The organism is Myxococcales bacterium (assembly GCA_016720545.1).
Classification (GTDB): Bacteria; Myxococcota_A; Polyangia; order Polyangiales; family Polyangiaceae; genus JAAFHV01.
On sequence record JADKKK010000003.1, the window covers coordinates 230969 to 256574 of the forward strand.

Annotated in this window: 21 protein-coding genes; 1 reads left to right on the forward strand and 20 read right to left on the reverse strand. The window is 68.8% G+C overall.

The genetic code is table 11. The features are described from left to right. Positions 1-32: 32 nt before the first annotated feature. From IPQ09_08060 to IPQ09_08140, 17 genes are all read right to left on the reverse strand, one after another. A complete protein-coding gene (locus IPQ09_08060) occupies positions 33-1148 on the reverse strand; it encodes a CpaF family protein (protein ID MBL0194165.1) in 1116 nt (371 codons plus the stop codon). Beyond that, the gene (locus IPQ09_08065) at positions 1145-1702 is read right to left on the reverse strand and encodes a tetratricopeptide repeat protein (protein MBL0194166.1); all 558 of its coding nucleotides are present in this window, start codon (positions 1700-1702) and stop codon (positions 1145-1147) included. The genes IPQ09_08060 and IPQ09_08065 overlap by 4 nt, the downstream gene beginning before the upstream one ends. A 71-nt stretch (positions 1703-1773) precedes the next feature. Continuing rightward, a complete protein-coding gene (locus IPQ09_08070; GenBank protein MBL0194167.1) occupies positions 1774-2649 on the reverse strand; it encodes a hypothetical protein in 876 nt (291 codons plus the stop codon). A gap of 21 nt (positions 2650-2670) precedes the next feature. Continuing rightward, positions 2671-3582 carry a type II secretion system F family protein gene (locus tag IPQ09_08075; GenBank protein ID MBL0194168.1) on the reverse strand — a complete coding sequence of 304 codons (912 nt, stop codon included), beginning with the start codon at positions 3580-3582 and terminating at the stop codon, positions 2671-2673. A 1-nt stretch (position 3583) separates the two neighbouring features. Next, positions 3584-4444 (reverse strand): type II secretion system F family protein, encoded by an 861-nt coding sequence (locus IPQ09_08080; protein ID MBL0194169.1) that lies wholly within the window; start codon positions 4442-4444, stop codon positions 3584-3586. Between the two features lie 20 nt (positions 4445-4464). Beyond that, complete coding sequence (tadA, locus tag IPQ09_08085; protein ID MBL0194170.1) at positions 4465-6336, reverse strand: Flp pilus assembly complex ATPase component TadA; 1872 nt, start codon at positions 6334-6336, stop codon at positions 4465-4467. Between the two features lie 88 nt (positions 6337-6424). Beyond that, positions 6425-7756: a hypothetical protein gene (locus tag IPQ09_08090; protein ID MBL0194171.1), complete on the reverse strand. Its 1332-nt coding sequence runs from the start codon at positions 7754-7756 to the stop codon at positions 6425-6427. Then, positions 7753-8550 (reverse strand): Flp pilus assembly protein CpaB, encoded by a 798-nt coding sequence (cpaB, locus tag IPQ09_08095; GenBank protein ID MBL0194172.1) that lies wholly within the window; start codon positions 8548-8550, stop codon positions 7753-7755. Before cpaB ends, IPQ09_08090 begins: the two co-directional genes overlap by 4 nt. 246 nt (positions 8551-8796) lie before the next feature. Further along, positions 8797-11724 (reverse strand): TonB-dependent receptor, encoded by a 2928-nt coding sequence (locus IPQ09_08100; protein MBL0194173.1) that lies wholly within the window; start codon positions 11722-11724, stop codon positions 8797-8799. A 74-nt stretch (positions 11725-11798) separates the two neighbouring features. After that, the gene (locus IPQ09_08105; protein MBL0194174.1) at positions 11799-13322 is read right to left on the reverse strand and encodes a serine/threonine protein kinase; all 1524 of its coding nucleotides are present in this window, start codon (positions 13320-13322) and stop codon (positions 11799-11801) included. Between the two features lie 92 nt (positions 13323-13414). Further along, positions 13415-13807: a hypothetical protein gene (locus tag IPQ09_08110; protein MBL0194175.1), complete on the reverse strand. Its 393-nt coding sequence runs from the start codon at positions 13805-13807 to the stop codon at positions 13415-13417. After that, positions 13804-14784, reverse strand: coding sequence for a hypothetical protein (locus IPQ09_08115; GenBank protein MBL0194176.1), 981 nt, complete (start codon positions 14782-14784; stop codon positions 13804-13806). The genes IPQ09_08110 and IPQ09_08115 overlap by 4 nt, the downstream gene beginning before the upstream one ends. Before the next feature lie 43 nt (positions 14785-14827). Further along, positions 14828-15343 carry a pilus assembly protein gene (locus tag IPQ09_08120; GenBank protein MBL0194177.1) on the reverse strand — a complete coding sequence of 172 codons (516 nt, stop codon included), beginning with the start codon at positions 15341-15343 and terminating at the stop codon, positions 14828-14830. Positions 15344-15359: 16 nt separating this feature from the next. Continuing rightward, positions 15360-16820, reverse strand: coding sequence for a hypothetical protein (locus tag IPQ09_08125; GenBank protein MBL0194178.1), 1461 nt, complete (start codon positions 16818-16820; stop codon positions 15360-15362). Next, positions 16820-17365: a pilus assembly protein gene (locus tag IPQ09_08130; protein ID MBL0194179.1), complete on the reverse strand. Its 546-nt coding sequence runs from the start codon at positions 17363-17365 to the stop codon at positions 16820-16822. The genes IPQ09_08125 and IPQ09_08130 overlap by 1 nt, the downstream gene beginning before the upstream one ends. Then, a complete protein-coding gene (locus tag IPQ09_08135) occupies positions 17362-17904 on the reverse strand; it encodes a prepilin peptidase (protein MBL0194180.1) in 543 nt (180 codons plus the stop codon). The genes IPQ09_08130 and IPQ09_08135 overlap by 4 nt, the downstream gene beginning before the upstream one ends. Before the next feature lie 127 nt (positions 17905-18031). Beyond that, positions 18032-18187: a hypothetical protein gene (locus IPQ09_08140; protein MBL0194181.1), complete on the reverse strand. Its 156-nt coding sequence runs from the start codon at positions 18185-18187 to the stop codon at positions 18032-18034. Between the two features lie 587 nt (positions 18188-18774). Here IPQ09_08140 and IPQ09_08145 point away from each other — a divergent pair. After that, entirely contained in the window at positions 18775-19470 is a 696-nt protein-coding gene (locus tag IPQ09_08145; GenBank protein MBL0194182.1) for a hypothetical protein, read from the forward strand. A 9-nt stretch (positions 19471-19479) separates the two neighbouring features. Here IPQ09_08145 and IPQ09_08150 read toward each other — a convergent pair whose 3' ends face one another. The 3 genes from IPQ09_08150 to pilQ form a co-directional block, all read right to left on the reverse strand. Beyond that, positions 19480-20271, reverse strand: a complete 792-nt coding sequence (locus IPQ09_08150) for an enoyl-CoA hydratase/isomerase family protein (GenBank protein ID MBL0194183.1) — start codon at positions 20269-20271, stop codon at positions 19480-19482. Between the two features lie 61 nt (positions 20272-20332). Continuing rightward, entirely contained in the window at positions 20333-23056 is a 2724-nt protein-coding gene (locus IPQ09_08155) for a HEAT repeat domain-containing protein (GenBank protein MBL0194184.1), read from the reverse strand. Positions 23057-23077: 21 nt separating this feature from the next. Beyond that, entirely contained in the window at positions 23078-25339 is a 2262-nt protein-coding gene (gene pilQ, locus IPQ09_08160) for a type IV pilus secretin PilQ (protein ID MBL0194185.1), read from the reverse strand. Positions 25340-25606: the final 267 nt, after the last annotated feature.

A 25606-nucleotide genomic window follows, 5' to 3' on the forward strand; every position in this document is an offset into this window, starting at 1 on the left:
TTGGAGGATCGACCGACCGAGAACCGGGGACGTCAGCGCCGACGCTGCGCGGCTTCGTAGACCGAGGCCGGCAGGTCGAGCCCGTGCTCGTGCAGTTGCTCGATGCAACGAGGGATGATCCCGGTCGGGCCGATCGTGCTCTCGATCTTTCCGGACGGGTCGAACCCTTGGTACTCGCGCACGAAGATGTCCTGCATCTGATACGAGCTCGTGGTCGCATCATACCCCAAGACCTCGGTCACGTGCGTGATCTTGCGGCTGCCGTCCTGGAGGCGCGACACCTGAACGATGAGGTTCACGGCCGAGGCGATCTGCACGCGGAGCGCGTGGAGCGGCATGTCGACGTCGCTCATCATGCCCATGGTCTCGAGGCGGGTGATGGTGTCGCGCGGGTACGTGGCGTGGAGCGTGGACATACAGCCGCCGTGGCCCGAGGTCATGGCTTGCACGAGGTCGAGCGCCTCGCCGCCGCGGATCTCGCCCACGACGATGCGGTCGGGGCGGAGGCGGAGGGTCGCGCGGAACAGGTCGCGGATCTTCACCTCGCCCTTGCCCTTTGGATCGGGCGGGCGCGCTTCGAGCTGGCACACGTGCACGCGCTGGAGCTGCAGCTCGCGGGAGTCTTCGATGATGACGACGCGCTCTTCGTCGGGGATGAAGGACGAGAGCGCGTTCAACATCGAGGTCTTGCCAGACCCCGTGCCGCCGGCGATGAGCACGTTGAGCTTCGACGCGACGAACACCTTCAGCGCCTCGGCGACCTCGTCGGTCATGGCGCCGAAGTTGATGAGGCGCTGGACGGTGAGGGTCTCCTTGAAGAACCGGCGGATCGACACGCAGGGGCCGTCGGGGGCCGCCGGCGGAAGCACGGCCTCGATACGCGATCCGTCGGGCAGGCGCCCCTCGAGGATCGGTCGCTCTTCGTCGATGTGCTTGCCGACGTACTGCGCGGCGTTGCGGAGCGCCGCGGTGAGGTGCTCGACGCTCTCGAACTTCGAGTCGGAGAGGTGGAGCGTCCCCTTCTTCTCGAAGTAGATCTGCCCCGGCCCGTTGATCATGATGTCGCTGACGCCCGGATCCTCGAGGAGGGGCCGGATGGGGCCGAAGAACTGGAGGAGCGTCTCTTCGAATATTTCCTTCGGAATCATGGCGTATCGCCCTCGACGCGGTGAAGGATGGAGGCCCGCGCTTCCTCGACGTGAGAGCCCTTCGGGTCGAGCCGGAGGTACTCGCGAAAATGAGCGTCCGCGGCCACGAGATCTTGCTCCGCGTCCCGCAGCAGCACGGCGAGCGCGTAGTGCGCTTGGGCGTCGTTGGGGCGCGCCGCGAGCACGCGCTCGAACTCGACGCGGGCGAGCTTGGGCTCCTCGGTCGCCGAGTACAGCGACGCGAGCACGAGGCGCACGCGCACGTCGTTCGGGTGTTTCACGAGGTGCTCGCGCGCGTACTTCGCCGCGAGCCGAAAGCGCGACTCCTTGATGCACACCTCGAGCAGCAGCGGCATGATCTGCCGAGGGTCGCCGCCTTGGGCGAGCGCGTCGGCCAGGTACTCCTCCGCGCGCACGTAGTCGCCCACCGCCGCGAAGCCGCGCCCACGCGAGATGAGCTTGTCGACGGTGTGCTCGCGGCTGTACGTGGCCACGTCTGCCTTGATGGTCTCCGACACGGAGGGCGGCCCGCACGCAGCGGCACCGAGCGCCACGAGCGTCGCCGTCAGCGCGCGCGCGTGTATTATGCACGAGTTTAGGAGGGCGGCTCCCCGGCGCGCGGCGCTCACGTCTTCTTGGCGGCCTCGCCGATTTTCAGCTTCAGCTTTCTGTCGAGGTTCGAGAGCCATGTCACGTACTCGCCCGTCTTTCCGCTGGTGAACTGCTGAAGAATGCGGACCTGCCGCTGGGCGAGCGCCCAGTCTTCCACGGAGAGCGCGTGGTCGAGCCGCACCTGCTGTGTGCGGTAGTCGTCGTTGAGCTCGGCGCGCATGGCCCGGGCCGCCTGGTCGGCGATGCCCGCCGAGACAGCGTCGCCACCGACACGGTAGCACGCGGCCGCTTCCTCGAACAAAGGGACCGCGTGGACGCCATCGGCGACGTGGAAGGGCCGGCGCTCGCGCTTCGCGTCGGCGATGGCCATGCGCTCCTGCGCGCGGGCGAGGCCCTGCGCGCCGCTCACGGGGCAGGCCGCGATGGGCGGCCCCCAGAGGACGGGCGCCTCCTTCTTGCCGAGCACCGGCCCGGTGGCCTCGTCAGGGGCGAGGAACAGGTAGCCGGCCGCCGGGAGCATGAGCGCGAGGCCGATGAAGGCCAGCGGGCTCTGCCCTTTCTTCTTCTGCTGGGTCTGGCCACCGAGGCCAGCCGAGTCCGCGATCGCGACGGCGATCTGGGTCTGGTTGACGCCGAGCACCGCGTCCGGCGGGAGCGGCGACTGCATGAAAGGGACGTTGTTGATCGTCGGCGAGGGCTGGAAGTTCAGCGCCTTCGCGAAGACGCCCGCCGGGCCGAGCTCGATGAGGAGGTGCTCGACGGCCGCCTGATCGAGCGGCAAGCGGATCTCGCAGTGCGCGCCGCTGCCGATGAGCACGCGCTCGGACTCGATGTTGAGCTGCTCGATCTGCCCGGTGGGGAGTCGGATCTGGAAGCGTAGGACGCGCACTCAACAACCTTTCTACACCGGCTAGAGGCCGCCCGTGATGTTCATCATGGCGGGGCCAAGGATGAGCCCCATGATGGCGAAGAAGACGAGCATCAGCGGGCCGACCATGGCCACGCCCGCCTTCGCCGCCGACTCCTCCGCGCGAACGGAGCGGCGCTGACGCGACACGCCCGCTTGGATGCTGAGCACCTCCGAGACCGGGTTGCCGCGCTCCTCCGCTTGGACAAGCGAGTTGACGAACTCGATCACGGCCTCGCAGGGGCAACGGTTCATGAACTCGATGAGCGCGTCCTTGCGGGTGCGCCCGAGGTTCATGGTCTGGAGGAGGAGAGTGAACTCCTCGACGATGGGGTCGGCCGGGTTGCTGGACTTCTCGACCACTTGGCGAACGGCCCCGGGGAAGTCGAGGCCCGCACCCATGGAAAGCGCCATGAGATCGATGACATACGGCAAGCCCCGGCTGACCGACTTGAGTCGCTCTTGGGCCTCGCCGCTGATCTGCATGTAGGGCATCGACCCGCCGAGCGCGAGGCCGGCGATGAGCGTGATCTGCCCGAGGTCCATCATCCAGCCGAAGATGCCGCCCACGACGCCGCCAGCGACCGTCGCGAGGATGGTGAGCGCGATGTACTCGTCGGCGCTGATGCCCATGAAGTCGCCGGCGAGGCCGATCTGCTTGTCGAGGGCCGCGCGCTGCTCGTCGGTGGGCAGGCCGCTGACCCGGAGGCCGAGCCAGCGCACGATGGGCTCGATGCTGGCCCAGGTCTCGTTGTTCGCCAACGCGCGCTGGCGCTTCAGGCCGCGGAGGCCGAAGCGGCTCGCCACGCGGCTCGGCGCGCTGCCGATCGTGTAGAGGGCCAGGGCGGCTGCGAAGCTGATGAGGACCGGCACCGAGTAGCGGAGGGTGAGGAGCTGCCAGGAGTAGGTGGGCATGTCAGAGGTCCACCGCGAGCACCTTGCGGGCGATGATGATGGAGCTGGCCCAACACGCGACGCAGCCCGTGCTGATGAGGTACCCGGTGACGCTCTTGGTGAGCGGGTCGAAGTAGCCGGGCCAGAGCGAGTTCAGGCCGACGAGCAAGCCGAACGGCATGACCGCGATGACCCAGAGCTGCATCTTGCCCTCGGCGGTCTTGGTGCGGACGACGCCCTCGAGGCGGCGCATCTCGCGGAGCGTGTTGGCCGTCGCCTCGAGCACCTTCGGGAGATTGCCGCCGACCTGCCGACCGATGAGCACGGACGAGAGCGCCGAGTCGAGCTGGCGGCTGCCGACCCGCGCAGCCATGTGGAGCAGCGCCTGATCGAGCGTGCTGCCGACCTTCATCTCCTTCAGCGCGAGGTCGACCTCCTGACGCATCGGATCGGTGATGACCGACGCGACCGAGTTGAGCGCGCCGCCGATGCTCGGCGTGGTCTTCAGGGCGTTCGCGAGCGCGAGCATGAAGTTGTCGAGCTGCTCTTCGATGAGCTCGACCCGCTTGCGGCGCATGGCCTCGATGTAGACGAGCGGCACCACCGCGATGAGGAGCAGGCCCGCCCACCACATGGGGATGGAGAACAGCACGTTCGCCGTGATGAGGAAGAACGCCACGCCGAGCTGCCCGAGCGTGATGTTCTGCCCCGGGATGAAGATGAACATCGGCCGCAGGCGCTGCTCGAGCAGCGAGTTGTAGCGGGCCCAGTAGCGGTACACGGGACCCGACTGATCGGCCGCGGCGGCCCACGTGCCAGCGAAGAGCGCGAGCCCGGTGACCCCGGCGCTCGCCCACTTCAGCACCTCCGTCACGGGGGACACGTCCCCCATTCTGCCGCTCATCATACGTAGGGCTCCCCGGGCTTCACGAGCCCCATCACGATGAACGTATCGAGGAACGACGGCAAGTAGCCCGTGGCGCGGAACTCACCCACGACCTTGCCGCCTGGGCCCGTGCCCGTGCGCACGAAGGCGAAGATGTGGCGCAGCTCGATGTCGCCCGATTCGCGATCGAGGCCGGTCACCTCGCTTATCGCGGTCACCTTGCGCGAGCCGTCGGAGAGGCGGCTCTGCTGGACGATCATGTTCACGCTCCCCGCGATCTGCTCGCGGATCGCGCGGACCGGCAGGTCGAGGCCCGACATGAGCACGAGCGTCTCGAGGCGGTTGATGGCCTCGCGCGGGGAGTTCGCGTGGGTCGTGGTCATCGACCCGTCGTGTCCCGTGTTCATGGCCTGGAGCATGTCGAGCGCCTCGCCGCCGCGGCACTCGCCGACGACGATGCGGTCGGGGCGCATACGCAGGGCGTTCTTCACGAGGTCGCGGATGGTGTACTCGCCGCGCCCCTCGAGGTTCGGCGGGCGGGTCTCGAGCGAGACGACGTGCGGCTGCTGCAGCTGGAGCTCGGCCGCGTCTTCGATGGTGACGATGCGATCTTCCTCGGGGATCGAGGCGGAGAGCACGTTGAGCAGCGTGGTCTTCCCGCTGCCCGTGCCGCCCGAGATGACGATGTTCTTCTTCGCGACCACGCAGCGCGTGAGGAAGCGGCCCATCTGCGTGGTCATCGAGCCGTAGTTGACGAGCTTCTCGAGCGTGAGCGGCACCTTCGAGAACTTGCGGATGGTGATGCACGCACCGCGGAGCGCGATGGGCTTGATGACCGCGTTCACGCGGGAGCCGTCTTTGAGGCGCGCGTCGACGAGCGGCGACGACTCGTCGATGCGTCGGCCGAGCGGCGTGACGATGCGCTCGATGACCGCGCGCACGCGCTCGTCGTCGGTGAACCGAGCCTCCGACAGCATGAGCTTGCCGCTGTTCTCGATGTAGATCGTGTTGGGATCCACGACCATGATCTCGCTGACCTTGGGGTCGGAGAGGAAGCGCTCCAGCGGCCCAAGGCCCAGGGCCTCGTCGGAGAGCTCGCCGATGAGCGTGTCGCGGTCGATCTCGGGCGGGATCTTCAGCGCCATGTTCGCCACGATCTGGCGGAGCGCGGTGAGCACCTTCGGGCGCATCGAGGGGTCGTCGAGCTTCTTCGCGTCGATGGTGGCGAGATCGAGGTGCTCGAGGAGCGCCTTGTGGATCTCGCGGCGCATTTCGACGTCTTTTCTTCGCTCTTCGTCGCGGGGCCGCGACGGCATGAGCTGCGCCTGCATCGCCGGGTTCTGCCCGAGCGCCTGGGGAGGGAGCGGGGGCGCCACGCCGCGCGTCTGCGCGTGGTGCTGCTGCATGTGCGCGGGCACCTGCCCCGACATGCCCATGTGACCCTGCTGGCCGCCGTGCTGCCCGTGCTGCCCTCCGTGCGCCCCCGGCTGACCCATGTGCGGGGGCATCTGCGAGGGCATCGGCGGCGGCGCCATCGGCGGCAGGCCCGTCCGCGGGCGGGTCTGCGGCGGCGGCGGCGCCTGCGGCGCGTCGCCCGGGAAGAACGCGACCGTGAAGTCGCCGAGCACCACCGGTGTGCCGAACGGCACCTCGATCGCCTCGCGCTTCAGCAGAATGCCGCCGGCGAGCGTGCCGTTCGTGGAGACGTCCTCGACGAGGATCGACTGCGGCCCAATCTGCACGACCGCGTGCTGCCGGGACACGAGATCGCTCTCGAGCCGGAGCACGCACTGCGCGTGACGCCCGATGGAGATGGGTCCGGTGACGGCCATCGTCTCCTGACGCTGGCCCTGAGACTCCGACTGGATGAGGACCCGAACCGAGGTCATGCCCTGCTCCTCGCAGTTTCGGCGGCGGCGGCCATGGCCGCTACTTGGCCGCTTACTTGGCCGCTTACTTGGCCGCTTACTTGGCCGCTTACTTGGCCGATGGGGGAGCCTTCGGGAAGGCCTCCACGTTGTCGATGTCCCCCGAGTAGTCCTTGAAGCTGTTCAAGGCGTTGTTGATGATCTCGAGCGAGCTCTTCGGCACCGAGTCCACGACGCTGGGGATGATGAACACAGCGCCTTCGGTCTCGGCGTTGTCCCAGCGCTGGCTCCCGAAGAGCGCCCCGACGACGGGCAGCTGCGCGAGGCCCGGCAGGCCCGCGCTGTCGCGGCGACGGGTCTGGGTCTTGATTCCCGAGAGGACGAGCGCTTGGCCAAGCTTCAGCGTGACGAGGGTCTCGAGCTTGGTGGTCGAGCGCCCCGGCACCGTGCCCGAGGCCGCCGGCGTGAGGTCGGCCACATCGGCCGCGAGCTTGATCTCGACGTCCTTCGAGTTGACGTCGTACCGCGGCAGCACGGTCACGTTCGTGCCGAACTGCACCTTGACGAGGCCTACCGAGTTCGCGGTGACCTGCTGGAAGTTCTGCTCGCCGCCGCTCTGGAAGGTGGCCTCGGAGCCGTTCGACGTGATGACCGTCGACTGCTTCATGATGCGCACCCAGCCGTAGCGCGACCCGATGTCGAGGCGCGGCATGGGCTGGTTCACGATGTTCGCCTCGGCGCGCGTGGCGGTCTTGGCGATGAAGTCGAAGTCGATGCGCGTGGCGACGATCTGCTGGCCTTGGCCGGAGACGCCGCCGATGGCGTCGGGCCACCCGATGCCCACCGTGTAGTTCCAGCTCTTCTCGTACTGGACGAAGTAAAAGTCGAGTCGCATCAACAGCTTACGGTCGGCGGCGCCCTGCCCCACCGTGACCACCGACTCGACCTGCCCTTGATACAGCGAGGCGATCTGCTGGATGCGCTTGGAGTCGGATTCGCTCGAGACGCCGCCCTCGATGAACACGCGGCCGCCCACTCGACGCACCCGAATGCCCGGGATGCCCTCGAGGAGCTGCACGAGCTCCTTCTCGACCACCTGCGGCGGGCGCTGAGCCACCGAGATGTCGTACGTCACCTGCGACTTGTCCTTGCGGATGAGGAGCAGCGTGGTGGAGCCGGGCTTCACGGCGCGGAGCACGAACTGCGACTTGTCGTCGGTGAGCTGCACGCTCACGATGCCGGCCTGACCCTCGGTGTACTGGTCGATGCCGGACGCGGGGATGGTCTTGGTCTCGCCGATGGCGAGCGCGATGTCCTCGCGCTTCTGCGAGCCCTGCGCCGCGGCGGCGCGAGGCACGATGGAGAGCGAGATCGCCGAGGCGACCCCCATCGCCCCCGCGAGCCAGAAGATACGTGTGGAGCGCTTCAAGCTAAGCATCACGGGTTCTGTCCTCCGCCACCGATCACGGTGGGCCCCCTGGGTGTACGCACGCCAGGGATGGTGGCCCGCTGCTCGGGCTTCAAGATTGCGTCCATGTTGATGTCGACCAGACCGACCGTGGTCTTGTTGTCCTCGGGGTTGCGGACCGCGACCGCGAGGCGGCCACGCTCGGCGGCGAGGGCGAGGATCTGGGCCTCCGGGAGCGTGAGGCTCAGCGTGAGGAGGTTCTCGCGATCGGCCGACTTGTCGCGGCTCTCGCTCGCCTCGACCGACGTGTCGACGCCCGTCGCGAGCACGAGGACGCGCTGGAGGAGCACCACCGCGTTCTTCGCCTCGCTGATGCCGCCGGCGCCGAGGACGCCGATGACGTCGACGTAGTCGCCCGGGCGGATGAGCGCGATGCTCGAGTCGTCGCGGGCGGTGCGGATCGACACCGCGCGGTAGCCCGGCTGCACGAGCACGCTGAGCTCCTTGCGGTCCTCGTTCGCCGTGGCGAGGTCGGTCCACATGAGGGTCTGACCGGCCTTCACGGTGGTGCCCACGCGGAGGTTCAAGATCTTCGACTTCTCGGCCTCCTTCACGGAGCGCTCTTCGACGTAAGCGATCGGGATCTCGCGCGTCGCGATGTTGTCTTCGCTCAGCGCCTTGCCGCGATCGACCTGCTTGACGACGGTGAGCACGCGCACGCGCTCACCGCCGGAGGCCTCGACCTCGAAGCGGCGCTGGTACAGAAAGAGCAGGAAGATCCCGAGGATGCCGACCACGACGGCGATGGCGAGGGCGCGACGATTCACGAAGTGGCCTCCGCGTGGGCGTCCGAGCACAGGCTCGTGTTCGTCATGGGGATCTCCTCACCCTCCGGGCGGCGACGCCGTACTGTGGCGCGCGAGGCGCTCGCTTGCGGTTTCATGAGTTTGTCCACGGTAGCGACAATTCCGCGACGCAGGAAGCCTCATCGCGCGCGTCCCGACGCGGCGACCGCGACGCAGCGCGCGGTTCCATCCCCACGGCACGAATCCGCTGCGGGCGTCCGCGCGGCCTCAGAAGCTCACGCTCACGTTCGCGAGGAAGCTGCGCCCGTTCTGCAGGATCGTGCGCTGGCGGAACTCGCGGCTCGGAATCGATTCGTAGCGGGAATCCGCGAGGTTGTACGCGCCCACGGCGTACCGAGCGTTCAGGCGCTCGATCTCGCCGGAGAACACGAGGTCGCCGACGATGCCCGCGCGCGACGAGCCCTGGGGCGGGTCGGTCACTTCGTTGTCCGAGTCGAAGCGCGGCCCCTCGACCGAGACGCGCATCATGGCCATCAGCGATCTCCCCACGATCGGCGCCGCGCCCTTCACCGAGCCGAGCACCACCGGCGAGTTGGGGACCTGGCGGAGCGTTGGAGCGTCGAGGTACCGCGCCTTCTGCACCGAGACGGTGGCGCTGGCCATGAAGCCCTGACGCCACTCGCGTCGCAGCTCCGCCTCGCCACCCGCGACGAGGACGGGCGAGTCGCTGTTCTCGTAGCGGAGCTTGCCCGCCGAGATCTCCTTCAGCTCGATCAGGCCGCTGACGTAGTTCGTGTATCCTGCAAGGAGCGCGACGAGCGTCGGCGAAATTCGCTGCGACACCTCGACCTCGCCCGAGGTGACCTGCTCGGGCTTCAGGTCCGCGGCGGCGGCCCGATCGGAGCCGTTCGAGAAGAGCTCGTAGACGCTCGGCGAGCGGAACGCCTTGCCGCCGAGCAGCTTGATCTTTCCGCCCTTCCACGTGTCGAAGATCAGCGCGAGGCGCGGGTTCGTCGCGCCGAGCGGATCGAAGGCGACGTTCGAGTAGTAGTCGACGCGGGCGCCCGCGGAAATCTTCACGGCCTTCACGGGCGTGATGTCGCCGACCAGGTAGCCGGCGGCGTTCATGTAGGGGTCGTTGCGGTTCGTGTAGACCTGCGACGCGTCGGCCGCGAACTGCCTCGCCTGGAGGTGCCCGATGAGCTCGGCGCCGACGGTGATGCGCAGGGAGTCGGCGGGCTTCAGGACGAGGCGCTGCTCGCCGCCGATCCACTTCCCGTAGAACACCTCGGTCTCGAGGCTCGGGCGCGGATCAGACCCGTAGGTGCCGTAGTAGTTGTAGAGGTTCAGGTGCACGCGCGAGAGGCTCTCCACGCGCTTGCCGAGGTTGGGCTCGACGCGCAGCTCGACGAGCCCGCGTGTGTCGCGGACCTTGCTGCGCGGGTCGCCGAGGACCGACTCGTACGCGCCGGTGGGGATGCTCTTGGTCCGATGCGACAGCATCCACTGCACCGTGATGAAGCGCCACCAGGCACGCCCCCCGATCGAGCCGGCGCTGAAGCCATCCGCGTTGCGGACGTTGCCGTCGGACGGGAGGCCGTCGGCCCCGAGCTCGGGGTCCGTCGCGCGGGGGTCGTTCCGGTACTCGGGGAAGTAGAAGTCCCGGCCGCCGCTCCGGGCGATCGCGAGGGAGGTCCACACGCCCCCGTCTTCGCCTAGCCGCAGAACCCCGGTCGCGCGCGCACGACCGACGCCGTCGAGCGCGGTGCCTCCGGCGACCTCTCCGTGCGTGCGCACCTGACGGCTGCGAGTGACGAGGTTGATGACACCGAAGAACGCACCGGTACCGTAGAGGACGGACCCCGGGCCTCGGACCACCTCGATGCGGTCGATGTCGTCGAGGTCCACACGGGCGTGGAACCCCACCAGGGACGAGCCGGCGTAGTTGTCGTTCGTGGACTGCCCGTCGATCGTCACCAGGATGCGATTGCCATAGTCGCCGGGCCTCGAGAAGCCACGCACGCCGACCGCTTCGTAGTTTCGATCGTCGCTCAGGTACATGCCGCGCACACCACGCACGGCCTCCGAGATGGTGGGGTAGCCCATCGCGCGGAGCTCGGCGCCGGTGATGATGGTGACCGACGCGGGCGCGTCCTCCACCGACTCGAGCGAGCGCGAAGCCGCGGCGACCTCGTCGAGCTCGAGCAGCTCGGCCTCCACCTTGGCCTGAGTCTGCTTCCGCACCCTGACCTTGCGGACCACGGCGCGGTAGCCGCCCTTCTCGACGCGCACCTCATGTTCACCTTCGGTGATCGACAGCACGGCGGGGGTGAATCCGCTCGCGTTGCCGTCGACCGTCACCAGCGCTTCGCGGACGTCAGCGGACACGAGGAGCGTGCCGAACACGGCGGCGAGGCGCGGACGCACGACGGTGGTCGCGTTCGCGGCGATCTCGGCCGCCACCTCGACTCCCTGAAATCCGTTCTTCGTGACGTACAGCGTCCGGCGGCCCATCGGCAGGCGCTCCGTGCACGGGATCACGCAGAGCGGCTTCGCGTCCTCCGGAGCGAGCCGAACTTCCGCGCCGGTCGGGTCGCCCTCGACCCGAAGAGTCCCGAAGATTGGCGCGAGCGGGATTCGAACGGTCGTGTCGGTGCCGAGCTTCAGCTCGACCCCCTCGACCTTGCCGGGCTCGTGGGCCGCTCGCTCGCCGAGGAAGGTGTAGCGGCCGGCAGGCAGCGCGAGGACCATGGGCGTCTGCCCGCGCGCTCCGAGGTCCTTGCGGTCGATGAAGAGCGTCGCGCCTGGCGGGGTCGACTCCACGCGGACGACCGCGACGAGCGGCCTGATGCGCGCGATGGCGTCGCCGATGCGAGTCCGGATCGCGGGGTCGGGCTCTCCGTCCAGCGCGCGCTGGTAGTAGCGGTACGCGTCCGCCGGCTGCTTCAGCTGCTCGTAGGTCCGCGCGATGTTGAAGAGCACGTTCTTGTTGGGAACGAGCCTGTTGGAGGCCAGAAAATGCTCGAGCGCGCCGTTGAAGTCGCCGACCTCGTAGCGCTTCGCTGCGAGCCGAAACTGGAAGTCCGCCTCGTCGGCGACGTCGTCGGCGTAGGCCACGGCGGACACGCCGAAGAGGCCCACCAGTGAGAGGGCTGTCAGTCCGAGGCGGAGAACGCGCGGAGCCTTGCGGAACATACGGGAGACACGTTACGCGGACGGGCGACCGCGCCGGCGATGAAAAGCGCGCGGCCCGAGCGAATCGGACGGCGTCACCGCTGGAGGATGATGTCCCCGGTCGCGGGCGGCTTCACGGCGGGCACCGGCGAGGACGGCGCCGCCTTGGGGTGCCCCGCCGCGTTCGTGTGAGCGCCCTTGGTAGGCGACGCGGATGCGGTGGGCGCGGCGCTCGCCGAGGCGAGGGCGCTCGCGGACGGTGCGGACGCCAAGGCGACCGGCAGGGCAGTCGCGCTCGGCGGGCTCACGAGGGTGGCCGCCGGCGGCGGGGCGGGCGCGGTGGCCTGCGTCGCACGCCAGACGAGGACGATCGCGAGCGAAAGCAGCCCGAGCGCCGTGGCGCTGGTCGAGATCACGAGGGCGATGTTGCGGCTCGGTGGCGGGGCGCCGTGGACCTCGGGGCCGGTCGCGGAGGCCATCGAGAGCCCGGTGCCAGGGGTCGAGCTGCGCTCCTGGCCGGCGAGCGTCACGCCCACGACAGGGGCGGCGGCGGAGGCCACCAGGCTAGGCTGCGGCCCGCCCGTGGGAAGCGACGCGTCGGCGGTGGGCAACTGCGGGAGGTCGAGCGGGGCGAGCTCGCCCGTGACCATGAGCGGGCCCCTCGAGAGCTGTCGCTCGATGACGGCGCGGATACGCGCGCGCTCCTCCGCGAAGTGCTCGGCGACCGCCGTGCCCACTGGGCGAAGCTGCGGGGGCGGGTCGAGCGTCGCCAAGTACGCGTCGATCGGGGCGCGCATCGCGGCCGCGGTGGAGAACCGGTCGTCCGGCTTGGGCGCGAGCGCGCGAGCGCACACCTCAACCAGCGCCGGTGGCGCGTCTGGGGCGAACTCGGTGAGCTTCGGCAGCTCGCCCATCGCGAGGTAGTGGATGATCCCTGCGTCCGGGAGATCCTTCCACATGCGTCGGCCCGCGACGGCCTCCCACAGCATGATGCCCACGGCGAAGATGTCCGCGCGGCGATCCACCTTACGGCCCAGCGCCTGCTCGGGCGCCATATAGGAAATTTTTCCTTTGATGACGCCGGTTTGCGTCTTCTGCGACGACGTCGCCGCCTTCGCGACGCCGAAGTCGACGACCTTCACCTGGCCGTCGAAGGTGACGAAGACGTTGTGCGGGCTCACGTCGCGATGCACGACGTTGAGCGGCGTCCCGTCCCAGTCGACCGCCTCGTGCGCGGCGTGGAGGCCCTCGAGCACCTCGGCGAGGACACGGACGTGAGAGTCGACCGAGAGCGCTCCTTTGCGAATGAGGCGGGAGCGCACGTTGGAGAGGGGCTGCCCCTCCAGGTACTCCATGACCAGCATGTACTTCCCGTCGCCGTCCATGACCTCGTAGGTCTGGACGATGTTCGGGTGGTTTAGGCGCGCCGCGAGCCGCGCCTCGTCGAGGAACATCTCGCGAAACTCGTACTCCTCCGCGAGCTCTGCCTTCAGCTGCTTGACGACGACGAGCTTGGTGAAGCGGCTCGGCCCCTCGGCGGCGGCGAGGTAGACCGTCGCCATGCCTCCCCGCCCAAGCTCCCCCAGGAGGCGGTATTTTCCAAGGGTAGGCTCCGTCATCGGGTCACCGAGCCCAGAGCGCGACGGTCCGCCGGGAGCGCATCACAGGAGCATACCCCACGCCGCGCGACGAGAGAAGCGCGAGCTTGCCTTCAGGGAGACGGGCACTTCCCGCGGCAGGCGGCCCGAACCGCGTGGCACTTGTCGATGCAGGGCTTCAGCTTGTCGGCGCACTTGCTGAGGCACTTGTTGTCGTTCAGCGTCTTCTGCTTCTTCGCCTCTTCCTCGGTCGTCTTGCAGGCCTTGAAGCAGGGCTCTTCCTTCTTCAGACAGAGCGACGAACAGTAGGTGCTGCCCTGGTCGCAGCGCTGCCCGCACGCCGTGGCCTGCTCGGCGTCGGCGCAGGCCTGCTCGACCAGCTCCACGCCCTCGGACGACAAGTCAGCCGACCCCGCACAGCGCACCGAGCTCGAGGGGGAGAAGGCGAGCAGCCAGGCGCCGAAGAAGGTCGCGACCGAGCCGCTGATCCGCGCGAGGGAGCTCATTGGAGATCGAGGTCCTGGGGCTTGACGCCGGGGACCACTTCCATGATCGACATGGCGGTGGTTCCAGAGCCGGCCGCGCGCCGCGCGGTGATGATCACCTGGGTGCCGCCGTTGAAGTACGCCCGCATCGTGCCTTCGGGGTGCTCGGGGGCGATCGAGCGCCAGTCGCCCGTGCTGGCGGCCCACTTGTCGTAGAAGACGCCCACGTCCTCTGGCGCCAGCGAGGTCTCGTAGATGCGCACGCCATACGGGCTGCCGACGACCTCGGCCGTCATGAGGCGCTTGGCGCCGTTGGGGCGCGGGAGGAGCGAGTCGCTGCCGGGAGCGGTGCCGTCCGTGTTGGCGATCTTCGCGAAACTAAAGGAGTTGTCGGTCCAGGCGGTGACCACGCGGGTGCCGTGGGTGGTCTCCCGCGCATAGACGTACCGAAGCTTGCCGAGGTCGCCAAGGTCCTGCGACTCGGCGAAATTCTTGAGGGCGTCCGTGGCGCTGTTGGACGTGCGCTCTCCCTTGATGAGGCACATCACCGCGCCCTCGCCCGTGCTCCCCTGGGTGCGGAGGATGCCCGAGTGCATCGTCTTCGGCAGCTTGTGCCCGTCGACCACCATGTTCGCCTTGGGCACCTGCGACCAGAGCTCTCCAAGGGCGCCTTTGTCTTGCTCGCAGCGGCCCTCATAGTCGTCCAGAATCGACTTCACCGTCGCGTCGGTCATGCCTTCGCGAAGGAAGAAGCTCTGGCCGTTGAGGCGGACTTCACTGGCGCCGTCGCTCGCGAGCGGCGCGATCTCGCGGCCAAACTTGAGGGTCGCCTTGCCGATATCGGCCTTAGCGGTGTGGGTCGCGAACAGGCCAACGCCGAGACCCGCCACGAGCACGACCGCAGCTGCGCGGCCCGCGCCGCGGATTTGCTGTGCGCGGGCGCTGTTGAAGCCCTTGGCGTTTCGCCAGGCGATGAGCAGGGGGCCGAGCATGTTCATGGCGACCGCCCCTGGCCTCACTTCGGTTCATGGGACCAAACTCCTAGTTCGCCGCGCCAGCGATCTTACCCTTAACGTAGCCGAACATGCCGCTGAAGCTGCCGTCTTCCGGTGTCTCGTTGCACACGGCGGTCGACGTGAGACTGTTGACCTTGAGCGAGAGCCCCATCCCCCGGGTGGAGGTGTTGGGCTTCGGATTGATGACGGTGGTCGAGGCGTACGTGACCTGGGTCTTCGCCATGAAGCCGCTGGTCTTCGCCTGCCCTGGAGCGTTCGCGAGGGCCTCGGCCGACTGGCTGTCGGCGGCGCCGACGCCGCCTCCCACCCCCGCGGAGCCCTGCGAGCGGCTCGTGTTTCCGTACTGAATCACCTGCCGCTGGCACTGGTGAGAGGCGTAGTCGAGCGCCATGGAGCGCGCCTGCTGGTTCTGCGTGAGCTTCACCGTGTACGCGTTGCCCATCATCATGGTGAGTCCGAGGAAGGAGACCATCACCGGCAGCACCACCGCCGCTTCCACCATCGCCGCTCCCCGAAGGGAGAATTTGCGGGACTTCTTCATGGTTGGGTCCTGGGTTCTAGTGGAGCATCTGGGGGATGACCGGGCCCGTGGGGTCGATGCCGAGCGCGCCGTTGATTGCGCCGCTGGCCGCCGCGGTGCCCTTCTTGATGGTGTCGTCCACGATGGCGCCAGCGAACGGACCGCCCTTACCGATGGCGCCTTCAATCGACTTGTACGCGTCGCTGCCCTTGATGGAGTCGCCGAGCTTGCCGCCGAGGAAGTCGGCCACCGGGCCGATGAAGAGGTCGGCGAGGGCGCCGCCGAGCAGCGAGCCGAGCGACGGAGACTTCACGTGGCGGATACGGGCCATCCACCGCATGTTGAAGGTGACCTCGGTCGAGCTGTCCCCATTGCACTTGGCGTCGGCAAACTTCGCGTCGCAGTCGTAGTAGAACTCGGCCTGGGCGGAGTAGATGGGGGCCTGGGGGACGCGGCCGCGAGCGGCGACCGCTTGGGAGTACACGGCGCCCTTGCTCCCGATGGCGAGCGCCACCTTGCTCTCCGCGAAGCCTTCGTCGTACTTCGTAGGCGTGAGAATCGACCAGATTTGCAGCCAGTCGTTGCCATTCGACGCGGGGCCGTACCACTTCTTCCAGCCGAGGTTCTGGTTCTTCCACACACCTCCGTTGCAGTAGCCGCGCCCTTCGACGAAGCGCCCGCCGACCCAGGAGATGATGGAGCCGAGGAAGCTCGGGAAGAAGCTGCCCACTGAGTCGGTGACGCGCAGGCAGAGCTCTGCGTTTTCGGCGAGCGTGACCGGAAGGCCGAGCTTCATGCCGAAGGTGGTGGGCTTCGCGCCGCCGGCCGCTGGGGCGCCGGCCGCGCCGGTCGCGGGCACCGACGGAGGCTTGCCGCCGCCAAAGTACTTGTCGAGGTTCATCGAGAAGTTGAACCCCGGGATATTCGACGGCCCGATCGCGAGCCCGGTCGTCTTGTAGTCGGACCCCACGCTGTAGCCAGCGTAGGTGCCGTACCACGGGTAGCCGATGGCCACCGCGGTGCCGGTCAGGCTGAGCGCCGGCAGGCCAATGTTCACGGCCGAGGCCTCGTAGGCGTTCTTCGCGACGGTGACCGCGCGGTCGGCCGCGGTGGCGACCGGCAAGGCTTCGCAGCAGAAGGCGCACCCGACGATGGTGGCAGCGCAGGTGGTGAGCAGCGTGACGGCGAGATCGAGCAGGTCCTTCAGGACGCACAGGATCACCCAGATCAGCGCGATGACGTACATCACGATGTTGATCACGCTGATGATGTTCATGCCGCGGGCGTGGACGACGGCCGACGTGAAGGCCACGTGGTCCGCGCTCTCTTGCATGCGGTCTTTGAAGACGACGGCGTCGCCGATGCCCTTCATGAACCACATCGCGCCGATGAGGAACGTGGCCATGAAGAGGCCCATCACCATCACGGCGCCGCGCGTGTCCTCGCGCAGGTCACGCACGTCGCGAGTTCCGAGCTGGTCGAAGGTTGCGGTTGTCATCAGTCCACCTTGTACCTTGCGCCTTGATTGGGCATCGTCGCTTCGGCCGTGAGGATCTTGCGAGAGCCGGGACAGATGAGTCGACCCATGGGGACCGTGCAGCTGTAGGTCGCCTGCACGCGCACCCGAACGGGTCCGTAGACGTCGGACATGCTCGAACCGTCTTGGACCGAGACGCTGACGTTCGAGACGGAGCCGCTCGTGATCCAGGGGCTCAGCGCGAGGCCGGCGGCCTGCTTGACGTCGGTGTTGCTGCCCTTTTCGCCGGGGTTGGTGGGCTTCTTCACCATCACGATGGCCGCGCGCGCCGCGGTGATCGCCGCGTGCTGAACGCCGAGGTTGACGGTGTAGATCTTCGCCACCTGTACGAAGGAGAAGAACGTGGTGAGCAAAGGCACGACGGCGATGACGAACTCGACCAGGGCCGCTCCGCGACGATCGTGGAGGAGCGACGCGGGCGCAGAAGCCGAGTCGGAGCTGCCGGAGTCGGCGGAGCCTGACTCATGCGGCGCAGGATTAAAAAATACCGACCTGAGCGACTTCATTTCGACCCCCAATGGAAGGCGGTGGTCACGGCGACGCCGATAAAAATACACGGCCCCAGGCGAAACCACGTCATGGCCTCGGGCTCGACCGCCTTGCGCTTTTCTTTGGGCAAGACGGGATTGAACATCAGATAGATGGTGTTCTTCAGTGTCCTGAAGAGCTTGCCGTCGTAGGCGAGCCGCGCCGGCGCGATCACGAGCGCCGCCATGAAGGCGTACATCTCGAGCTCGAGGCCGAGCGACGGGTGGCAGAGCGCGCCAAGCGCCGCGAGGAGCTTCAAGTCGCCGCCGCCGATCGCGTTCTGGCGATAGAGGACCAGCGGGACGACCGCGGTCACACAGGCCCCTGCGACGGAGAAGCCGCCTTCAAAGGCAGCTTCGTCCGAGGCTATGCCCTGCGCAGAGGCAGCGACGAAGTGGGCGATGGGGGCGAGAAACAGCGCCGGTAGCGTCACCCAATTGGGTATCTGGCCCGACTTCATGTCGTACACCGCAGCGATGCCACTTACGATGACCGCTGCGATGAGAAAGGGAATCATGGCACCATGGCTACCGAATACGGGCGCTTTTTTTTCGCGTGGCGTGTGGGTCGTGCGCGTGTCCGCGAGGACGCGGGGGCCTGCTCGGTCACCCAAGCCGAGCAGGCCGCACACACGCGCAAGCGGATCAGAGCTGCTGGGTCGCGTTCGTGGCCGAGCGACCGACGACGGGGCCGAGCGCCTTGAAGGCCGCAGCGGCGAGCAGCAGGACGGCGACGAGGAGGAGCGCGTACTCGACCATGGAGGCGCCGCGGGACTTCATGCGAAGGATCTGCTTGTTCATGTTCTTCTCCGAGAGGGGTTGCAGGCAGTTGAGGGTGCAGTTGAGGGTGAACGGGGCCTATCAGGGGATAGGCGCCATGAGTGTGGTACGTGACGAACGATAGTCTGCGAGCATCTTCACGCCGCCGGCGGTGATCCCCACCATGGTGGGGACGGCGACGAACGTGAGGAGGAGAGCGTACTCTACCAGGACGGCGCCGCGGGCTGCGCGCGATGCGCGAGGCGGTAGGGCGGGTCGTGCGAACGCGCTTCGTCATGGAAGTTCCTCCCGTAGCGGAGCCGGGGAGCTCAAGGTGGAGGGGCGAGGAGGCTTGCACGATGAGGGTATATCCAAGACTCGTGCCATGCCACAAGCCGAGGTCTCGGAGCGCCGACTTTCGAGCGTTTCACGAAATCATTGGAGAATTCTTCAGGGAAGGCGGGCGGCTCGCACATGTAGGACACTTCCGCAGGATCCGAATGGATTCACCATGGTGCGGAGAGGATCCAGCTGGAGTGGATCGTTACCGCGTATGTGGAATATGCAGCGAGGCTCGAAGCGGTGGCGCTGCGCTTGACGAGACGCGCTCCGTACGGAACGCTTGAGGCATGCCACGCACGTTGACCTCTCGGCTTCTCTGGTTGAGCGTCGGCCTCGCCGGCGCGATCACCGCGCTCGGCTGCGGCAAGCAGCTCGAGCCCGCGCCGGTGCCAGCGTTCAAGTTCTCGCTGCGCGTCGACTCCGACCCGAACCGCCCGCTCGCGGGGGCGAAGGTGCTCCACCAGGACAAGGAGGTGGGGGTCACCCAGGCCGACGGGCGCGCGCTCGTCGCGCTGCGCGGCAACGAGGGCGATCAGGCCCAGCTCGTGGTGAAGTGCCCCGAGACCAACCAGCAGCCCGCGCCCATCGTCGTGGCGCTGCGACGCCTGGCCGACGGGCGGGTCCCCGAGTACGCGATCGCGTGCCCGCCCCTCGTGCGTCGCGTGGTGGTCGGCATCCGCGCCGACGGCGGCGGGAACCTGCCTGTGGTGTTCCTAGGGAACGTGGTCGCGCGGACCGACAGCTCGGGGGCCGCGCACTTCGCGCTGGACGTGAAGCCGGGCGAGCAGTTCGAGGTGCAGCTCAAGACCGACGAGAACCCGAAGCTGCTCCCCAAGAACCCGGGGCGGAGCTTCGTGATGCCGGCGCGAGACGACGTGGTGGTGTTCAACCAAACGTTCTCGCTCGAGAAGACCAAGAAGGTCTACCACTTCGTCGCGAAGCCGCGCGGGCCGCGGCCCGTCGGCGGCCCCGCGAAGCTGTAGCGGGCGCGGCTACCGGCCTTCGAAGCGGGGCGGGCGCTTGGCCGCGAAGGCCTCGAGCGCCTCGCGGCGATCGGCGCTCACGAGCACCTTGTCGTAGCTCACCTTCTCGAGCTCGAGCCCCAACGCGAGCGTGGTGTCGAACGAGCGATCGATCGCTTCGAGCGCGGCCGCTTGCGCGATGGGCGCGCCCTCGGCGATGGGGTGGAGCCACGCGACGGTGTCGTCGACCACGTCGGTGGCCGCGGGAGAGACGCGGTTCACGAGGCCCCACGCGAGCGCCTCGGGCGCCTCGACGCGGCGGCCGAGGAGGATCATTTCTTTCGCCCGCGCCTCGCCCACCACGCGCGGGAGGCGCTGCGTGCCACCGGCACCCGGGATGATGCCGAGGGTGGTCTCGGGGAGCGCGAGCACCGCGTGAGGCGCGGCGACGCGGAGATCGCACATGAGCGCGAGCTCGAGGCCGCCGCCGAAGGCCACGCCGTTGATCGCGGCGACGACCGGCTTCGGCGAGCGATCGAGCACGCCGAGCTCTTCGCGATAGAGCTCGACCTGGAGGCGCACGTCGTTCTCCGACATGCCCTGCCGCTCTTTTAGGTCGGCGCCCGCGCAGAAGGCCTTCTGGCCGGCGCCCGTCAGGACGATCGCGCGCACCGACGGGTTGGCGATCGCCTCGCGTGTGAGCTTGCCGAGGGCGCGGAGGGTGCCTCGGGATAGGCTGTTCATGCGCTCGGGGCGCGTGATCGTGAAGACCGCGACGGTGCCGCGCTGGTCGACCTCGACGGGGAAGCTCTCGTCTGCCATGGGCGGCAGTGTCGTGATTCGCTCGCCGGAACTCAAGGCGGAACTCACGCTGGGCGTGCGCCTACTTCGTGCGTGGCTCGCGCGGCGGGAGGGCGGGCGCCTTTGCCTTGGTGGCCTTGGTGGCCTTGGTGGCCTTGGTGGCCTTGGTGGCCTTGGTGGCCTTGGTGGCCTTGGTGGCCTTGGCTGAGTCGCGGGTCGGCTTCGCTGCGCGGAGCTTCGTGGGGCGCTCGGGCCCGACGCGCGCCTCGAGCTTCCGGAGGCGTGTCTCGAGGTCGTGCGCGTGGGCGCGGAGCTTCTCGAGCTCCGCCTCAGCTTCGTGTGCGCCCGCTTTGCGGTCGCCCGTGAGGTCGCGGAGGACCTCGCGGAGACGGCGGCGCACACGCACGTCGTCTTCGACGCCCTCGCGGGCACGGAGGGCGCCTCGCGCGCGCGGATCGCCCATGAGCTGGAGGGCGCGCGCGACGTCTTGGCGCAGCAGCGGGTCGCGATCGTCGAGCAGCTCCTCGAGCAGCTCGCGATCGTCGCGCGCCTCGGAGAGCCTACCGATCGCGAGCGCGGCGGCTCGGCGCGCCCTCGGCGCCTGCCCGTAGCGGGTCTTGGCGCGGAGGTGGGGCAACGCGCGCGGATCGCGCAGCGACGCGAGCCCGTCGATCGCGCCGGTCCGCACAACCTCGGCCCACGAGGGGCGATCGAGGAGCTCTACGAGGTCGTCGAGGGCGCCGCCTTGGCGCGTCTTGCCGAGCGAGCGCGCTGCTTCCGCGCTGACGAAGTAGCTCGCGTCGGAGCGCGCGACGTGGGCGAGGAGCGTCGCCGCCGCCGCGGTGCGGCTCGCGCCCAGCGCCTCTGCGACGGCACGGCGGACCTTCGGCGAGGTCACGCCGAGCGCGCGCTCGAGGGCCTCGAACGCGTCCGGCGCGCGTGAGCGGCCGAGCGCCGTGGCGCACTCGGCGCGGACACCCCAGAACTCGTGCTCGTCGTGGAGGCGCGCCGCGAGCGCGGCTCGCGTGGGGGGGTCGTCGACCCGGGAGAGGCTGCCCGCGGCGAGCCACCGACCCCGCGCCGTGGGCGCGTGGGCGAGCTGCTCGCGGAGCATGTCGAGCGGACCGCGGACGCTCACCTCGCCGAGCACCCGCAGGTCGGGATCGACGACGACGAAGCGAGGGCGACGCGGCGAAGGGAGCGCGAACACCTGGTGGCGCTGCGTGAGCTCGACTTCGAGGCGCTTCACCACCGGGCGACCGCGCTCGGTCGCGGTCGCGCAGTCGAGCACGAGCGGCGCGTGGAAGACGGAGGGCACTCCGTCGGTCGCCGCCTGCCCCTGCTTGACCGTGACGAGCAAGATGCCCTCGTCCCACGCGAACGACACCTCGAGCTCGACGTGACCGGCCCGGTGCACGAGCTCCTCGAAGGCGCGCCCGAGGCTGCGACCCGACACGCGCTCGAGAGCGCGCTGGAGATCGCGCGTCTCGACGAGGCCCTTCGCGTGCGCGCGAAGGTAGTGCGCGACGCCGGCGAAGAAGCCGTCGTCCCCGACGGTGCGGCGCAGCACGTGGAGCACGAGCCCGCCCTTCTCGTAGAGGTGGCGGTCGAACAGATCGAGCGGGGCGTCGTAGTCGAGGCAGACCAGGGGGCGGCGGTAGCGGCCGCGCGCCTCCGCCACGTAGTTGGCGAGGTCGGTCTTGAGCCCGTACTCGTACTCGTCGAGCCCGAGGCGGTGCTCGCGGAAGAGGTGCTCGCAGAACGTCGCGAAGCCTTCGTTGAGCCACGCCTCCGACCAGTCGCGGCACGTGACCAGATCGCCGAACCACTGGTGGGCGAGCTCGTGCGCGATGAGGTCGTCGCTCGTGCCGTCGAGCGCGGCGCGCTCGTCGAGCAGCACGTGCTCGTAGAGCGTCGTCGCGGTGGTGTTCTCCATTCCCCCGAAGAAGAAGTCGGAGACGACCGCCTGCGCGTACTTGCTCCAGGGATACGGCGACGCGAAACGATGGCCAAAGAAACGCATCATTTCCGCGGTTTGCGCGAACGTACGGCGGGCGTCGGCGGCGCGCCCCGGCGGCACGTAATACGTGAGGGGCGCGGGGCCGTCGTCCTCGAGCACCTCGAGCTCGCCGACCACCAGCGTGAGCAGGTAGCTCGGGTGAGGCTCGCTCATCTTCCAATGGAAGAGGACGCCGTCGGGGCGCGGCTCGCGCGCCGCGAGGTGCCCGTTCGAGAGCGCCGTGTAGCCCGGCGGGACGACCACCGACAGCTCGGTGGTCATCTTCACGTGGGGCTTGTCGTGGGAGGGGAAGAAGTGCCGCGCGTCCTCCTCTTGGCACTGAGTCCACGCCTGGCGTGGCAGGTGCGGGCGGTGCTCGTCGGGCTCGATGAAGTAGAGCCCGCGGCGCGGCGTGCAGGTGTACACGACGCGCACGATGGCCTCTTCGAGGTCGCCCAGCTCCACCCGGAGCGCGCAGCCGTCGTAGATGAAGTCGGCGCGGGCGCCTCCCACCTCGACCGCCGAGAGCGTGAAGCCCACGGCGTCGAGGGTGATCGCCGACGCCGTCGGGCTCACCCGGCGGACGTGCAGCGTCGCCGTGCCAGCGACCTCGTGTTTCTCGAACGAGAGGCCGAGGTCGAGCGCGAGGTGCTCGATGACGAAGGGGCGATCACGCTCGAAGTTGCGAGGGCTCGTCGCGAACGCGAACGCGAACGGGCGGCCTTGCGCGGCTTGGCTCCGCTGCTCCGTGTGTTCGGTGCCCCCGGAGAGGCACCGGCAGCGGGCGTGGAGGCGGTGCTCTCCCATCGGGCGGGGGCGTCCGCGGGCTCAGCGCCCGAGCGCTTCGGCGCGGTTCACGATCCGGGGGGTGAGGAAGATCACCAGCTCGTTGCGGGTGTCGCTGGCGCGACGACGCTGGAAGAGCACGCCGAGGATCGGGATGTCGCCGAAGAACGGGACCTGGTCGAGGTTGCGACCCGTGTTGCGGGTGTAGATGCCGCCGATGACGGCCGTGTGGCCGTCCATCACGAGCAGGTCGGTCTCGGCCTCGCGCTTGAGGATCGTGGGATCGCCGCGCGCCGAGGTCTGGTTGAAGTCGGGCTCGTCGCGGTTGATCTTGACGTGCATCGACACCGACCCGTCGGCGGTGACGTGCGGGCGCACCAGGAGCTGCAGCTTCGCCTCCTGGAAGGTGGTCTGGACGCCCTGGGCAGAGAGCTGCGCGAACGGGATGAGCGTGCCCTGATTGATGCGCGCCTCGCGGTTGTCGAGGGTGAGGATGCGCGGGCTCGACACGATGCGCAGCAGACCGCTCGCCTCGGCCGCCGAGAGGCGGACGCCGAGGTTGAACGCGTTGTTGATGGAGCCGAGGGAGATGCCGAGCGCGCCGCCTTGCCCGGTACCGACCGCGGCCGGGAGGTTGACCGCGTAGTTCGGGGCGTCGATGACGGGCTGAGTGGGCGAGAGACCCTGCGTGGGCGACTGGCCGTCATAGTTACCGCCGGCGACGCCGACGCTGGACGGGAACGCGATGCCCGTGGGGTTGCCGGTGGCCTCGGAGAAGGACGCGTCGCCGCCCCACTGGATACCGATGTCGCGCTGGTAGCGGCTCGTGGCCTCGACGATGCGCGCCTCGATGAGCACCTGCGGGGTCTGCGTGTCGAGGGCGCGGACGAGCTGCTCGATGTTGTCGAGGCCGCCCGAGATGTCGCGGGCGATGAGCACGTTCGTGCGCTCGTCGACCGCGATCGAGCCGCGCGGCGAGAGCAGGTCCTTGGCGCGGGCCTGAATTTCGTCGGCCCGCGCGTAACTTACCGGAATCAATCGAGTTTCGAGCGGGGTAAGCTCGTACTCTTGGCGGGCTGCGGCGAGGCGGAGCTCGCGCTCTTTCTGCAGCGCGGCGAGCGGCGCGACGCGGATGAGATTGCCCGACCGCACCATGCCGAGGCCCTTCGCCTGGAGCACGACGTCGAGCGCTTGATCCCACGGCACGTTGCGCATGCGGATGGTGACGCTGCCGGACACGTCGTCGGCGGTCACGATGTTCACCCGGCCGACGTCGGCCAGCAGGCGCAGGATGTTGTGGATGTCCGCGTCCTTCAGGTCGAGATCGATGCGACGACCCGAGTAGCGACCCGCCTGCGCGTTCATCGTGGAGGTGAAGCCAGCCTCGCCACCGCCCGACACTTCGGCGTCCACGCCTTCGTGTCCGGGCTCGACGGGGCGAATGCTGGTCTCGACGCGCGGCCCCTCGGCGAGCGGGCGCTCACGCGCGACGGTCACGGTCTTCGACGTGTCGCGAGCGGGGCCCTTCGCGTGCGCGGCGGGGGCCGCGTCGAACGACCAGACGATCTGCTTGCCCTCGACGGAGAGCACTCCCTGGTCGTCGCCGGCTCGCTCGAGCTCGATGACGGCGGAGTGGGTCTGCGCGTCGAACGACGTGGACACCTTGCGGACCGGGCCGCCGAACGCGCCGAGCTCGAGCGCGCGCGCGAGGTTCGCGGGCACGCGGACGTTCTTCATGGTGAGGCGCAGGCGGCCATCGTGCCCTGCGGCGAGCTGGTACGAGGGGACCTCGCTCGCCTGGATGATGACGCGATCGGTCTGGCCCTTGCCAACCTTGCGACGCTCGAAGCGGACGTCGGCCAGCTCGGGAGAAGCCACGGCCTGCGCCGCAGCGGGCGCAGGAAAGAGCGACGGCGCGCCTGGGGCGGTCTGCGCGGCTGGCGCGAGCTGGACGCGGAGGTCGTTCCCGTCCGCGAAGACCCGGTAGCTCGCGGGCTTCAAGAGGTTCACGGTCAGGCGGGTCATGGTGCCCGCCGAGGTCTTGAAGGTCTGCGTGAGCGCACCGCCCACGAGGCCCACGGGGCTGGTGATAGGCTCGCCCCCGCCCGACAGGTCCGCGTTCGCGATGTCGACGACGAGGCGCTTGCCTCCGGACTCGACGCGGAGCGAGAACGCCGGGGCGCTGGTGCCGCGAAGAACGAGCTCCGTGCCCGGTCCGGCCGTCGACTCGAGCGCGTGGGCCACCACGTCGCGCACGTGGTTGCCTTCACCCGCCGCGAGCGCCACGCCGGGGTGCAGGAACATCACGTGTGCGAAGGCCGCCGCGAGCAGGAGCGGCGTTCCACTCCCGAGGATTCGGCGCGTTCGCGATTTCGACCGGTGCATCAGGGACTCCCTAGGCCGCGGATGAGCTCCGCGCAGGCTCGCGATCGCCGGCTCGGCTCTCGCGCGGCGCACCTGGAGGTGCGCGCTATCAACGAACGTAGAACGAGGCCGCTCGAAGAGGCCAGTTTGTCGTGCGCTATTTCGCTGTTGTCTCGCATCGCGTGCCCCGCCCGTCCCGGAGGGACC